12 protein-coding genes are annotated in these 13,180 nt (G+C 46.0%); 10 read left to right on the forward strand and 2 right to left on the reverse strand.

Features of this window, described 5'->3' with window-relative positions; translation table 11 throughout:
* Nucleotide 1: 1 nt before the first annotated feature.
* On the reverse strand, nucleotides 2–355 hold the full coding sequence (locus tag ACLIIY_RS02930; protein ID WP_005436875.1) for a DUF2956 domain-containing protein: 354 nt from the start codon (nucleotides 353–355) through the stop codon (nucleotides 2–4).
* Nucleotides 356–498: 143 nt separating this feature from the next.
* Here ACLIIY_RS02930 and ACLIIY_RS02935 point away from each other — a divergent pair, with 143 nt between their 5' ends.
* Nucleotides 499–984 carry a DUF2919 domain-containing protein gene (locus ACLIIY_RS02935; protein WP_027726641.1) on the forward strand — a complete coding sequence of 162 codons (486 nt, stop codon included), beginning with the start codon at nucleotides 499–501 and terminating at the stop codon, nucleotides 982–984.
* 44 nt (nucleotides 985–1,028) lie between these two features.
* A complete protein-coding gene (locus tag ACLIIY_RS02940) occupies nucleotides 1,029–1,931 on the forward strand; it encodes a Dyp-type peroxidase (RefSeq protein ID WP_434528093.1) in 903 nt (300 codons plus the stop codon).
* Between the two features lie 78 nt (nucleotides 1,932–2,009).
* Here ACLIIY_RS02940 and melR read toward each other — a convergent pair whose 3' ends face one another.
* Nucleotides 2,010–3,020: a transcriptional regulator MelR gene (gene melR, locus ACLIIY_RS02945; protein ID WP_434528094.1), complete on the reverse strand. Its 1,011-nt coding sequence runs from the start codon at nucleotides 3,018–3,020 to the stop codon at nucleotides 2,010–2,012.
* Nucleotides 3,021–3,348: 328 nt separating this feature from the next.
* On the opposite strand from melR, the gene ACLIIY_RS02950 reads away from it, so the two are divergent.
* From ACLIIY_RS02950 to ACLIIY_RS02985, 8 genes are all read left to right on the forward strand, one after another.
* The gene (locus ACLIIY_RS02950) at nucleotides 3,349–4,701 is read left to right on the forward strand and encodes an alpha-glucosidase/alpha-galactosidase (RefSeq protein ID WP_434528095.1); all 1,353 of its coding nucleotides are present in this window, start codon (nucleotides 3,349–3,351) and stop codon (nucleotides 4,699–4,701) included.
* An 88-nt stretch (nucleotides 4,702–4,789) separates the two neighbouring features.
* Entirely contained in the window at nucleotides 4,790–6,217 is a 1,428-nt protein-coding gene (gene melB / locus ACLIIY_RS02955; protein ID WP_434528096.1) for a melibiose:sodium transporter MelB, read from the forward strand.
* Nucleotides 6,218–6,369: 152 nt separating this feature from the next.
* Nucleotides 6,370–7,503: a flagellin gene (locus ACLIIY_RS02960; RefSeq protein ID WP_434528097.1), complete on the forward strand. Its 1,134-nt coding sequence runs from the start codon at nucleotides 6,370–6,372 to the stop codon at nucleotides 7,501–7,503.
* Between the two features lie 263 nt (nucleotides 7,504–7,766).
* Complete coding sequence (locus ACLIIY_RS02965) at nucleotides 7,767–8,900, forward strand: flagellin (protein WP_005438659.1); 1,134 nt, start codon at nucleotides 7,767–7,769, stop codon at nucleotides 8,898–8,900.
* A 299-nt stretch (nucleotides 8,901–9,199) separates the two neighbouring features.
* Nucleotides 9,200–10,330 (forward strand): flagellin, encoded by a 1,131-nt coding sequence (locus ACLIIY_RS02970; RefSeq protein ID WP_009707381.1) that lies wholly within the window; start codon nucleotides 9,200–9,202, stop codon nucleotides 10,328–10,330.
* Nucleotides 10,331–10,410: 80 nt separating this feature from the next.
* Nucleotides 10,411–10,839, forward strand: coding sequence for a flagellar protein FlaG (gene flaG / locus ACLIIY_RS02975; RefSeq protein WP_009707380.1), 429 nt, complete (start codon nucleotides 10,411–10,413; stop codon nucleotides 10,837–10,839).
* A 20-nt stretch (nucleotides 10,840–10,859) separates the two neighbouring features.
* Nucleotides 10,860–12,872 (forward strand): flagellar filament capping protein FliD, encoded by a 2,013-nt coding sequence (gene fliD, locus ACLIIY_RS02980; protein WP_354393818.1) that lies wholly within the window; start codon nucleotides 10,860–10,862, stop codon nucleotides 12,870–12,872.
* Nucleotides 12,873–13,178, forward strand: a complete 306-nt coding sequence (locus tag ACLIIY_RS02985; RefSeq protein ID WP_005438664.1) for a flagellar protein FliT — start codon at nucleotides 12,873–12,875, stop codon at nucleotides 13,176–13,178. It abuts the gene before it with no gap.
* Nucleotides 13,179–13,180: the final 2 nt, after the last annotated feature.

The following is a 13,180-nucleotide window of genomic DNA, read 5'->3' on the forward strand; positions in this document are numbered from 1 at the left end:
GCTATTTCCCCATCATGATGTAAGCCGCAAAACCTGCCCAACTCAAAACCAATAGCGCCCAAGGTAAGACGGCAGGTTTGCTCGTTGGTGCTTCAACGTTTGCTGAATCTAGTTCAACCACGTCATCGACTTGGCGCTGTTTCTCTCTCTGCTGTTTTTTCTTCGCTTTATCGGCTTGTCGATTACGCTCTTTCTGCTGCTTCTTGTACTGAGCAATGCCTTTCTCAATACCTTGAGCGATCAGTTTAGTCTGTTCTTTGGTTTGCCCTGGCTTTTGCGTGGATTTAGCAATCTTCATAGCTTCAGTTTGGGTTTCTTGGGAAGGAACGGGTGCTGCTGTGTTTTTCTTCTTCATGTTTCCATCGACGTCACTGTAAATCTAAACCTAGTTTACCTGCGTAAGATGATGAAATGAACTTTAGTTCTCAGCTTTGCTGGGTTGCAACTCTGAAGCGATCAGTTAAAGTGGCGTTTTTATGAAACTAAGAAGACGATATTGTGCGTTACTCATTTGATCAGTACGACGCTCATGGATTTTTGAAAGCGCCAATTATGTTATGGCTAGGGTGGATGTTCCTAGCGCGCTCTTGGGTGGTGTTTGCCATGGCAGGAGTGAGTAGAGACAGCGGTAGCAAGATATTATCGATTGTTTATCCCGACTCAAATACGCTATATCTCGGACTATCGATGGGTATTCCAAGTTTATTATTGATGTGGTTGATGGGCTTACGTCATCCAGACAGAGGTTGGGTGAATCAAATTACGCAGCATGGTCGTGCCATGACTTTGATCTTGTGCGGTATTCAATTGGTTCAGACCATGTATCATGTCTACTTAGAACATGGTGTATTCAACTGGGCAAACGCGCTCACTATTACCCTGTTAGCTTGGTTTATGATCTATCTTTTTAATGGAAGATGGGTGAAAGACTGTTTTAACGTGCCACAAGTTGAGCACAAAGAAGAACAGCCATCGAAGAATTAAGAACAAAAAATTCCCGCATGGGGCAATGTATAGAGGATTTCTCAATGTCACAAGCTCAAACGGCGATTGTGCCTGAAGCAGGACCATTTGCACTTTACACTCAGTTAAAAGTGAACCAAAACCGTGAAAACGTACTGGCGAAACTAAAAGCGCTACCTGAGCTAGTAAAAGAGCTCAATGCGAACCAACCAGGTGCAGACCTAACGATTTCTATCGCATTCACTAAGTCTTTCTGGCAGCACCTAAACATGCAAATGCCAGAAGAGTTGATTGATTTCCCACAATTGGGTGAAGGTGACGTGATTGCTCCGGCATCAGACGTTGATGTGTTGATCCACTGTCATTCAACGCGCCACGATTTGCACTTCTACGTTCTGCGTAAGTTCCTAGTGAACACAGCAGAAGACGTAACAATTGTCGACGAAACATACGGCTACCGTTACCTAGATGCTCGTGACATGACAGAATTTGTTGATGGTACAGAGAACCCGAAAGGCGACGCACGTGCTGACGTAGCATTGATCAAAGACGGTGCTTTCGCTGGTGGTAGTTACGTTATGGTTCAACGCTTTGAGCACAACCTTCCTGCATGGAACCGTTTGAACGTATCTGCACAAGAGAAAGTAATTGGCCGTACTAAGCCAGATTCTATCGAGCTAGAAGATGTTCCTGCTGCTTCTCACGTAGGTCGTGTAGACATCAAAGAAGAAGGCAAAGGCCTTAAGATTGTTCGTCACAGCTTGCCGTACGGCACAGTAACGGGCGCACATGGTCTGCTGTTCATCTCTTACTGCAACACTATCCACAACATCAAAGTGATGCTTGAGAGCATGTACGGTGTGACAGATGGTAAGACTGACCAACTGCTTCGCTTCACTAAAGCGGTAACCGGTGCGTACTTCTTCGCTCCTTCACAAGAAATGCTAGCGGAATTGGCGATTAAGTAATTCTTCGCTAACCCTCCAATGATTAAAAAGGCAGAGTGATCTGCCTTTTTTGTTTCCTCTCATTCTTGCCTGATAAGACTAACTGACCGTCAGTGGTCTTTTGCCATCAATGGCGCCTTTCTCTAGTTCGTAAAGTGGGCTGGTACTGTGACTGCTCCAGCGATGATCTTCGCGTGACTTCTTGCGATATTGCGTTGGCGTTACACCAATATAATTCTGAAAAGTCTCATAAAATCGGCTGCTAGAATTAAAACCTACCGTTAACGCGATATCTAAAATTGTTCGGTCGGTATCACTCAACAGCGCTCTGGCGTGGTTAATCCGCATTGCCGTGATGTATTGCTTGATGGTCATCTGCATGGTTCGTTGGAACACGTTCATCGCGTAGTTAGTGTGCAGCCCAATGTGCTCTGCTATGTCTTTTATCGTGATCGGCTGGTTATGATGGGTGGCAATGTATTCCAGCATTTGACTGACGTAAAACTGCGAGTGTTTGGAGACACCTTTCTTGGTCGATTTTTCTTGTCGATTGATGCTCAGTTGTTGCCAGCCATCTAAACACATTCTTTTTAACATCAAGCCAATTTCATCGATCGCTAATTGCTGGCGACTTTCCGAACAGTGGTTTATTTCTTTAGCCCAGCGTGCTAACTCAAACTCGCAGACTAATGAACTGGCGTTTGATTGCAGCACACAACCATGGGTGATCTGATTGACGAAGTCTCGATTTAGCGTCCAAGACATAAAGTGGTGAATCGGAATATTGATGATCCCCATATTATGACTCTTGCCCGGGTTGGTGAGTCGATGAGGTACTGACGCCCAAAACAATCCTATCGAGCCTGCTTTCACCACGACTGGGCTGCCGTTAATGATGTACTCGACATCATCGCCAAAAGGAATGTTTACCTCTACTTGTCCGTGCCAGTGATAACCCGGCATAGAGTGGGGCGGCCTAAGCTCGATATCGATTTTTTCATAAGATGAGTACAGCGAAAGTGGGCTTACAGAAACCGTTTCGGAAGAATACTTATCTTGAATCACGACTTTCAATGTATCTAATTCTGCCTTGGACTCTACCTTCGCCATTGCCCACCTCTTAGGAAACTGTATAAGTTCTTTGTACTAAATCTGTTGAAACAAAACTCTAAACAGCTTCAAAAACACCGATTACTCTGTTTTATAAGATTTTGGTTATGTGATTTAAATCGCCGTGCTAGCAAGCCTCAGCGTATCTTTCCACCTTCCTTATCCGTGATTTACACAAAAATATCCCATTTCCTAAGATTTTTTATTGGTTGATTTTAAATATTAGGAAACGGGAGAGTGATTGGTTTATCTGAGACGAATTCGGCCTTGCGACAGGTGTAACTTAAATGCATCGAAACAAAAGTTTGAAAGCAAAAAGGATTCAACTATGAAAAGCCCTAAAATCACATTTATCGGTGCGGGTTCTACGATTTTTGTGAAGAACATTCTTGGCGATGTGTTCCATAAGCCGGCCTTCAAAGGGGCGCAAATTGCCTTGATGGATATTGATGAAATCCGCTTGGAGGAATCACACCTAGTCGTAAGCAAGTTGATGGAATCATCCGGTGCGACGGGGACGATCACTTGTCACTTAAACCAAAAAGAAGCATTGCAAGGCGCAGACTTTGTCGTTATCGCATTCCAAATCGGTGGGTATGAGCCATGCACTGTAACGGACTTTGAGGTTTGTAAGCGTCACGGTTTGGAGCAAACCATCGCCGATACCTTAGGCCCTGGCGGCATCATGCGTTCACTGCGCACTATTCCTCACCTTTGGAGCGTGTGTGAAGACATGACTGAAGTGTGTCCAAATGCCACCATGCTCAACTACGTTAACCCAATGGCGATGAACACATGGGCGATGTATGAGAAATACCCTCACATCAAACAAGTGGGCTTGTGCCATTCCGTGCAAGGGACGGCGGAGGAACTGGCTCGCGACCTTGATATCAAATATTCAGACCTTCGTTACACCTGTGCAGGCATCAACCACATGGCTTACTACCTGACACTCGAAAAGAAAAACGAGCAGGGGGAGTATGTCGATATTTATCCTGATCTGCTTGAGGCATTTGAATCGGGCAAAGCGCCGAAGCCGGGTTTGCATCACAACGGTCGCTGCACCAACCTAGTCCGCTACGAGATGTTTAAGAAGCTGGGCTACTTCGTAACGGAATCATCAGAACATTTTTCTGAATACACCCCATATTTCATCAAACCAAATCGCCCAGATCTGATCGAACGTTATAAAGTGCCACTTGATGAATATCCTAAACGTTGTGTAGAACAAATTGCTGATTGGAAAAAAGACCTCGAAGACTTCAAAAACGCGGATCAAATCACCGTCAAAGAGTCGCATGAATACGCGAGCACCATCATGAACTCGATTTGGACAGGCACGCCAAGTGTTATCTACGGCAACGTGAAGAATGAAGCGTTAATTGACAACTTGCCACAAGGTTGTTGTGTGGAGGTAGCTTGTCTGGTCGACGCAAATGGCGTTCAACCTATCAAAGCAGGCCGACTACCAAATCACTTAGCGGCATTAATGCAGACCAACATCAATGTTCAGACTCTGCTGACGGAAGCCATCCTCACTGAAAACCGAGATCGTATCTATCATGCCGCCATGCTTGATCCTCATACCGCGGCAGTGCTTGGACTCGAAGAGATTTATGCCCTTGTTGATGACTTGATTGAAGCACACGAAGGTTGGTTGCCTGCGTGGGTGCATCAGTAAATCCAGAATCACAAAACCAATATCAATAAAAACGACAATAACGTGAATATACTGCGCCTTCTCGATGAGGGGGCGTAAGGAGTAACAAATGAGTATCTCTATGAATACCAAGCTAAGCTACGGCTTTGGCGCATTTGGTAAAGACTTCGCTATCACCATCGTTTACATGTACCTGATGTTCTACTACACCGATGTTGTTGGTATTTCGGCTGCCGTGGTGGGAACCATCTTCTTAATTGCGCGTATTTGGGATGCAGTGAATGACCCAATTATGGGCTGGATCGTGAACAATACCCGCACACGCTGGGGTAAATTTAAACCTTGGATTTTAATTGGCACCATCACCAATTCAGTGGTGTTGCTCATGTTGTTTAGTGCACATCACATCGAAGGACCATGGCTTGTTGCTTATGCAGCAGTGACTTACATTTTGTGGGGCATGACCTACACCTTAATGGATATTCCTTTCTGGTCACTGGTTCCGACACTCACTCTGGACAAACGTGAGCGTGAAGAGCTTGTACCGTACCCTCGATTCTTTGCCAGTCTTGCATGGATTGTTACCGCCGCTATCGCAATGCCGTTCGTTAATTATGTCGGTGGCGACGACAAAGGATTTGGCTTCCAAGTGTTTGCGATTTTGCTTGTCGGTTGTTTCCTCGTCTCAACGTATATCACGTTACGTAACGTGAAAGAGCGTTACTCAACCAGCAATCTTGACGTGACGAAACCGGAAGAAAAAGTCTCACTGAAGAAGCTCCTCTCGCTTATCTACAAAAATGACCAGTTAACGAGCGTGCTTTGTATGGCACTATCATACAACCTCGCAACCAACATCATCACAGCCTTTGCGGTTTACTACTTCACCTATGTGGTCGGTAATGAGGAACTTTTCCCTTACTACATGGCTTACGCTGGTATTGCGAACCTTATTACTCTGGTTCTTTTCCCTAAACTGGCGCAAATGTTCTCACGTCGAGTGTTATGGGCATGTGCGTCTAGCTTCCCAATCTTAGGCAGTGCAGTTCTTATCTACGTAGGCATGTACGACAAGCAAAGCATTCTGCTGATTTCTACAGCGGGTGTGTTATTGCAAATCGGTACGGCGCTATTTTGGGTACTGAACGTCATTATGGTGGCGGATACAGTGGATTACGGTGAGTACAAGCTAGGTTCACGCTGCGAGAGCATCGCGTACTCAGTACAAACGCTGGTGGTTAAAGCTGGTTCAGCTTTTGCGGCTTTCTTCATTGGTATCGCACTGACCGCAGTGGATTATGTACCGAACATGGAACAAAGCCCTGAAACCGTCTTTGGCATGCAATGCATCATGGTTGGTTTGCCTGCGTTCTTCTTTGCTATCGCTTTGGTTGTGTACTTCCGCTTCTACAAACTCAACGGCGCTTACCACCAAAAGATTCAGGATCATCTGACCGAGAAATACGACCATATTACGACGCAAGAGACGCCAAAAGACCTTACGCGCAAACCTGCTAAACCGGCAGAAGCACTCTAATCCTACATAGTCAGCGTAAGCTTATTGTTTACGCTGACCTGTCCACACTACGAACCGCCTTTTTACTTCTCGATCTCTTTTCCAAAAAACACTAAACCTTTCTGAAACTTGGTCGATAAGTATCCAAAGCCTTAATTTCAGGACCAATATTTGTGGCGATCACCGTTAATACCAATGTGGCAGCACTTGTCGCACAGCGTCATTTGACCAGTGCAACCGACATGCTGAACCAATCCATGGAGCGTTTGTCTTCAGGGAAGCGTATTAACAGCGCAAAGGATGACGCTGCAGGTCTACAAATCTCCAACCGTCTGCAATCGCAAATGCGTGGTTTGGATGTTGCCGTGCGTAACGCAAACGACGGCATTTCCATCATGCAAACTGCGGAAGGCGCGATGAATGAAGTGACCAATATCATGCAGCGTATGCGTGATTTGTCGCTCCAGTCAGCTAATGGCTCAAACAGCAAAGCGGAACGTACTGCATTGCAAGAAGAAGTGACGGCACTGAACGATGAGCTAAATCGTATTGCGGAAACTACTTCTTTTGGTGGGCGTAAACTGCTCAATGGCAGCTTTGGCAAGTCGGCATTTCAAATTGGCGCAGCGTCAGGTGAAGCCGTGCAAGTTGAGTTAAAGTCGATGCGCAGTGATGGCATTGATATGGGCGGTTTTAGTTACATTGCAAACGGACGTGCAAGCTCTGATTGGAAAGTAAAAGACGGTGCGAATGATCTTAGTATGTCATTTACTAATCGTTTTGGTGAAACGGAAACCATTCAAATTAATGCCAAAGCTGGCGACGATATCGAAGAGCTTGCGACTTATATCAATGGTCAAACTGACAAAGTTACTGCGTCTGTGAATGAAGAGGGTCAGCTACAGCTATTTATAGCTGGAGAAGAAACTTCAGGCACTTTATCGTTTTCAGGTGATTTAGCGAGTGAACTTGGGTTGCAGCTAAAAGGTTACGATGCGGTTGATAACATCGACATTACTTCTGTCGGTGGTGCACAACAAGCCGTGGCCGTCCTAGATACTGCGATGAAGTACGTTGATAGCCATCGTGCTGAGTTAGGTGCGTATCAAAACCGCTTTAATCACGCGATCAATAATCTGGATAATATCCATGAAAATCTAGCGGCTTCGAATAGCCGTATTCAAGATACTGATTACGCCAAAGAAACCACGCAAATGGTGAAGCAGCAGATCTTACAACAGGTCAGTACTTCTATTCTGGCGCAAGCAAAACAAGCGCCAAACCTTGCTTTGACGCTGCTTGGTTAATGGTTCGCACCACACGAATTTAACGCAAAATCAGCCTGTATCGACAATTCGAAAAGAAGCTTTAGCGAAAAATGAAAGTTTTTTTGCTTTTTTATCCGCTTCGTCACGATTACCTCTCCAAACGAATTATTTTCAAAAAAATCTAAAATTTTTTCTAAAGAAAACAGGGCATGCGCCGTTAATAAAAGTAACTTTGAGAGAACTACTTGGTTTTCCGAGACGTCGGAAACCGCTACATCGGAAAATCAATTGGAGAAATCACCATGGCAGTGAATGTAAACACAAACGTATCAGCGATGACCGCTCAGCGTTACCTAAACAACGCAAACTCAGCACAACAAACTTCTATGGAACGTTTGTCTTCAGGTTTCAAAATCAACAGCGCGAAAGACGACGCTGCGGGTCTTCAAATCTCGAACCGCTTGAACGTACAAAGCCGTGGCCTGGATGTGGCTGTTCGTAACGCGAACGACGGTATCTCGATTGCACAAACTGCTGAAGGTGCAATGAACGAGACAACTAACATCCTGCAACGTATGCGTGACCTATCTCTTCAATCTGCGAACGGCTCTAACTCAAAATCTGAGCGTGTTGCGATTCAAGAAGAAGTAACGGCACTAAACGACGAACTAAACCGTATCGCTGAAACGACATCTTTCGGTGGTAACCGTCTACTTAACGGTACTTACGGCACTCAGTCTTTCCAAATCGGTGCGGACAACGGTGAAGCAGTAATGCTTAACCTAAAAGACATGCGCTCAGACAACAAAATGATGGGCGGCGTGAGCTACCAAGCTGAAAACGGTAAAGACAAAAACTGGAACGTTGAAGCGGGCAAAAACGACCTGAAAATCAGCCTGACTGACAGCTTTGGTCAAGAGCAAGAAATCAACATCAGCGCGAAAGCGGGTGATGATATCGAAGAGCTAGCGACGTACATCAACGGTCAAACTGACCTAGTAAAAGCGTCAGTGGACCAAGACGGCAAACTGCAAGTTTTCGCTGGTAATAACAAAGTTGAAGGCGACGTAGAATTCTCAGGTGGCCTATCTGGTGAGCTAGGTCTAAGCGACGGCAAGAAAGTAACGGTTGATACTATCGACGTAACATCAGTAGGTGGCGCACAAGAATCTGTGGCTATCATTGATGCGGCATTGAAATACGTAGACAGCCACCGTGCAGAGCTAGGTGCTTTCCAAAACCGTTTCAACCACGCAATCAGCAACTTGGATAACATCAACGAGAACGTGAACGCGTCGAAGAGCCGTATCAAAGATACTGACTTCGCGAAAGAAACGACTCAAATGACCAAGTCACAAATTCTATCGCAAGCGTCAAGCTCAATCCTTGCGCAAGCGAAACAAGCGCCTAACTCAGCGCTAAGTCTTCTAGGTTAACTTCTAACCTAAGAGAAGAACCTCATTGGCTCGTGGTGAGAGATGAGCGAGTAAACCCAGCTTCGGCTGGGTTTTTTTACGTCTGTTTTTGAGGTTTGGACAAGCTTGAGTTACTTCCAGTTACAATATTAGAGATTCATCACACTTCAGTAAGCCAAAGAAAATAATCGCAAAAAATTGAAAATTTCTCCTAAAGGATATTTATAGGCCGCCGTTAAAGGGACTGAGAGAAATGAGATGTACCTAAGTGAGGTGAGAGACACGACGGTGCATCAACTAAAGCCTTAAGGAGATCAACTATGGCGATTAACGTTAATACTAACGTTTCTGCGATGACCGCACAGCGTTACCTAAACCAAGCGGCTGAAGGTCAACAAAAATCAATGGAGCGTTTGTCTTCGGGTTATAAAATCAATAGCGCGAAAGACGATGCTGCCGGTCTACAGATTTCTAACCGTTTGAACGCACAGAGCCGTGGTCTGGACATGGCTGTGAAAAACGCGAACGACGGTATTTCTATTGCACAGGTTGCTGAAGGTGCAATGAATGAATCTACCAACATCCTACAACGTATGCGTGACCTATCGCTTCAATCTGCGAACGGTTCGAACTCAAAATCAGAACGTGTAGCGATCCAAGAAGAAGTTACAGCACTTAACGACGAACTAAACCGTATTGCTGAAACAACCTCTTTCGGTGGTAACAAGCTTCTTAACGGTACTTACGGTACTCAATCTTTCCAAATCGGTGCGGACTCTGGTGAAGCAGTAATGCTTTCTATGGGTAACCTACGTTCTGATACTTCTGCAATGGGCGGCAAGAGCTACGCAGCAGAAGATGGTAAAGACGCGTCTTGGACAGTAAGTGACAAAACTGAACTTAAGATGAGCTACACCAACAAGCAAGGTGAAGAGAAAGAGCTGACTATCAACGCGAAACAAGGCGATGATATCGAGCAGCTAGCAACTTACATCAACGGTCAGAGCGACGATGTGAAAGCATCAGTAGGCGAAGACGGTAAGCTACAAGTATTTGCTGCTTCTCAAAAAGTAACTGGCGATGTTGAGTTCTCTGGCAACCTAGCGGGTGAAATTGGTTTCGGCGATGCAAAAGACGTAACGGTTAAAGACATCGACGTAACTACAGTTGCAGGTTCTCAAGAAGCAGTAGCGATCATTGACGGCGCACTAAAATCAGTAGACAGCCAACGTGCGTCTCTTGGTGCATTCCAAAACCGCTTCAACCACGCTATCAGCAACCTAGACAACATTAACGAGAACGTTAACGCGTCTAACAGCCGTATTAAAGATACTGACTACGCGAAGGAAACGACAGCAATGACTAAGTCGCAAATCCTTCAACAAGCAAGTACTTCAATCTTGGCACAAGCGAAGCAGTCACCATCTGCAGCGCTGAGCTTGTTGGGCTAATTGGGTCGACTCAGCCTAGTGATACCATCACCAAAGCGATAGACCTAATCGTTAGCTCATAAGGTGGAAGGGAGATTGTAATGGAAATATCCTCCTACGCATCGAACATCCAGCCTTACGGCACACCGAGTGGCACAAAAGTTGCTAAAGAAAATGGCATAGGCACGCCTAGCACAGCAAGTTCTAACGGCACCGTTCCCGTTGAAAAACCGAACGATGCCGAACGCGAACTCTCTGTTCAAGCTGCGATTGAAATGGCGGAATCTCGCCAAGAGCTGAACAAAGAAGAACGCGAAAAAATGGTCGAGCAAATGAATGAATTTGTGAGCGCCATGAATAAAGGGGTAGCGTTTCGAGTCGATGAAGAATCGGGCCGAGACGTCGTGACGATTTACGAAGCCACAACTGGTGATGTAATTCGTCAGATCCCTGATGAAGAAATGCTCGTGGTATTGCGTCGCCTAGCTGAGCACACAGCTAACCGCGGTTTGTTAGTTGAAAAGGTGTAAGTCGTTTTTGAGGTGATTTGATGAGTTTAGGCCCTTTGGGGATGTCTGGCGGCATGGATATCAATTCCATGGTCAGCAAAATTGTAGATGCCGAGCGTGTGCCAAAGCAGCAACGCATCGACAACGAGCGTATGACAATTGACGCCAGCATCAGTGCCTATGGGCGACTCAGAGAATCGTTGGATACGATGAAAAATCTCATGGCGAATTTTCGTCAGGAGAAGGCTTTTGCCGTTCGTACGGTAGAAACCACCGATGATAAAATCGTATCCGCAACCGCAACTACTGACGCTATAGCCGGTAAGTATGCTATCGATGTGTTGCAGCTTGCACAGAGCCATAAAGTGGCTTCTGACGTATTGCCAGAAGACGCCAAGTTTGGTGCTGGTAAGCTGCAGATTTCTCTTGGTGATGACACCTTCGACGTTAATGTCCGTTCTAGCTCCAAGCTAGTTGATGTCGTTCGTGGAATTAACGGCGCTAAGGATAACCCTGGCGTACGTGCTTCCGTAATTAACGACGTAGAAGGGCCGCGTTTGATCCTTGCCTCAAACCTTTCAGGCAAGGACCATCAAATCAAAGTCAGTGTGGAAGCCGAAGCCGGTAATCCCCTGAAACATTTCGAATACAAAACTCTGGAAGACCGAGTGAACGCGCTTGAAGAAGCTCGTGAAGCGGCAGAAGCCGTACTTGGCCCGCTGAAAGAACCAGAGTCAAAGACCGATGCAGACCAACCTGAGCAGGTGGATGCAAACGGCAATCCTATACCTCCTGAAGAACAAAAAGCGGCAGAGAATGCGCAAGATGGCGCAGCGGATGAACCGATCTCTGCAGCTGGTGCCGCTGCGGCGAAAGCAGGGCAAGAAGCAATTGATGCTGCCAATAAACGAGCGGGTATGCGCCCGCAAGACAGTATCCCAGGCTGGACTGAAACCGCTTCAGGTACACTTCTCGACTCTTACCGTCCGCCAGAATTAGAGTTGGACGAAGAAGCCATTGCTAAAGCTCCAGACGTACCGGGTTGGAACAATGCCGCATCTGGAACGCTAACCGATTCGTACGTGACGACCAAAGAAGCCAAGCAACAGCTCGAACAAGAGAAAGCTGAAATCGAGCAAAAGATTGCCGATGAAAAGCAAGAGCTTGACAAAAAGGTTGAGCGTGGCGAGTTAACGGAAGAGCAAGCGAAACAAATCCATCGTGCCAAACTAGAGCCTGAAGAGCGTGAGCGTCTTGAGAAAATTGATGTCGCAGAGGCAAAGATCGCAGAAGCGCAAAAAGCCTTTGAAGTGTATTCAGGCATGACTGAAGTGCAAGCGGGTCAGGATTCGCAAGTGATGCTTGATGGCGTTGCACAACTGTCGAGCCATAACAACGTGATTGAAGACGCCATTGAAGGTGTAAACCTCACGTTGAAAGGCAAATCCGAACTGGGTAAGCCTCCAGCTGAAATTGGCGTTGAGTACGACCGCCAAAGCGTTCGCGCAGACATCGAAAACTTTGTTTCAGCGTACAACTCGTTCTACCAAACCTCAAAAGCGCTCGCTAGCGTCGATCCGACAACAGGCCAGAAAGGGCCGCTCGCGGGCGATAGCACAGTACGTAACGCCGATGCACGCCTAAAATCGGTGTTCTCAACATCCATTGAGAAAGCCCCAGAAGATCTGAAATCTTTAACTGAGTTCGGTATTACCACCACGCGCCAAGGTTCGTTGGAAATCAATTACGACATGTTGGATCGTCAACTGAACAACAACTTTAACGAGTTAGAGAAGTTCTTTGGCGGCAACACCGGTTTTGCCAAACGTGTGGAAGATGCGATTCAAGGCATCACGGGCTTTACTGGCAGTATCCGTACTCGCGAAAAGAGCCTGACAGAACAAAACTACAGATTAGGCGACGACCAAGCGGCATTAGATCGCCGCATGGACAGTTTAGAAAAACGTACCCACGCAAAATTCGCTGCAATGCAAGACGCCACAGGTAAGATGCAAGGGCAGTTGGGGGCGTTGATGAACGCGCTGGGTCAATAGATGAAAAACGAACTCATTGAAATTAGTGATATTGATCAACTAATTACGCAAGAACTGGAAAAAGTCGACTTTAACGCTGAAGAAATTCAACGTTTGGTCGATATCAGGGAACAGTTATTGCAAAACCTGCTAACCATTGTTGAAAGCAATCCATCGGTCAAGCAGGAAGCAGAGTGGCAAGACTTGCTCATTCGTACCAAAAGAATTGTAGAGCTGATGCAAAACGAGACCACTAATGTTGGTAAAGAGCTTCACAAGTTCCGTTATGGTCAACGTTCGCTTCAGCAGTACAAAAAATTTATATAAAA

It is taken from the genome of Vibrio sp. K4, from assembly GCF_051122595.1.
In the GTDB taxonomy this organism is placed as follows: domain Bacteria; phylum Pseudomonadota; class Gammaproteobacteria; order Enterobacterales; family Vibrionaceae; genus Vibrio; species Vibrio owensii.

Bases quoted from the DNA above. Each gene is read 5' to 3' on its own strand.
- melB (WP_434528096.1), top strand. From the start codon at position 4,790: ATGAGTATCTCTATGAATACCAAGCTAAGCTACGGCTTTGGCGCATTT.
- ACLIIY_RS02965 (WP_005438659.1), top strand. From the start codon at position 7,767: ATGGCAGTGAATGTAAACACAAACGTATCAGCGATGACCGCTCAGCGT.
- ACLIIY_RS02985 (WP_005438664.1), top strand. From the start codon at position 12,873: ATGAAAAACGAACTCATTGAAATTAGTGATATTGATCAACTAATTACG.
- ACLIIY_RS02970 (WP_009707381.1), top strand. From the start codon at position 9,200: ATGGCGATTAACGTTAATACTAACGTTTCTGCGATGACCGCACAGCGT.
- ACLIIY_RS02930 (WP_005436875.1), bottom strand. From the start codon at position 355: ATGAAGAAGAAAAACACAGCAGCACCCGTTCCTTCCCAAGAAACCCAA.
- fliD (WP_354393818.1), top strand. From the start codon at position 10,860: ATGAGTTTAGGCCCTTTGGGGATGTCTGGCGGCATGGATATCAATTCC.
- flaG (WP_009707380.1), top strand. From the start codon at position 10,411: ATGGAAATATCCTCCTACGCATCGAACATCCAGCCTTACGGCACACCG.
- ACLIIY_RS02950 (WP_434528095.1), top strand. From the start codon at position 3,349: ATGAAAAGCCCTAAAATCACATTTATCGGTGCGGGTTCTACGATTTTT.
- melR (WP_434528094.1), bottom strand. From the start codon at position 3,020: ATGGCGAAGGTAGAGTCCAAGGCAGAATTAGATACATTGAAAGTCGTG.
- ACLIIY_RS02940 (WP_434528093.1), top strand. From the start codon at position 1,029: ATGTCACAAGCTCAAACGGCGATTGTGCCTGAAGCAGGACCATTTGCA.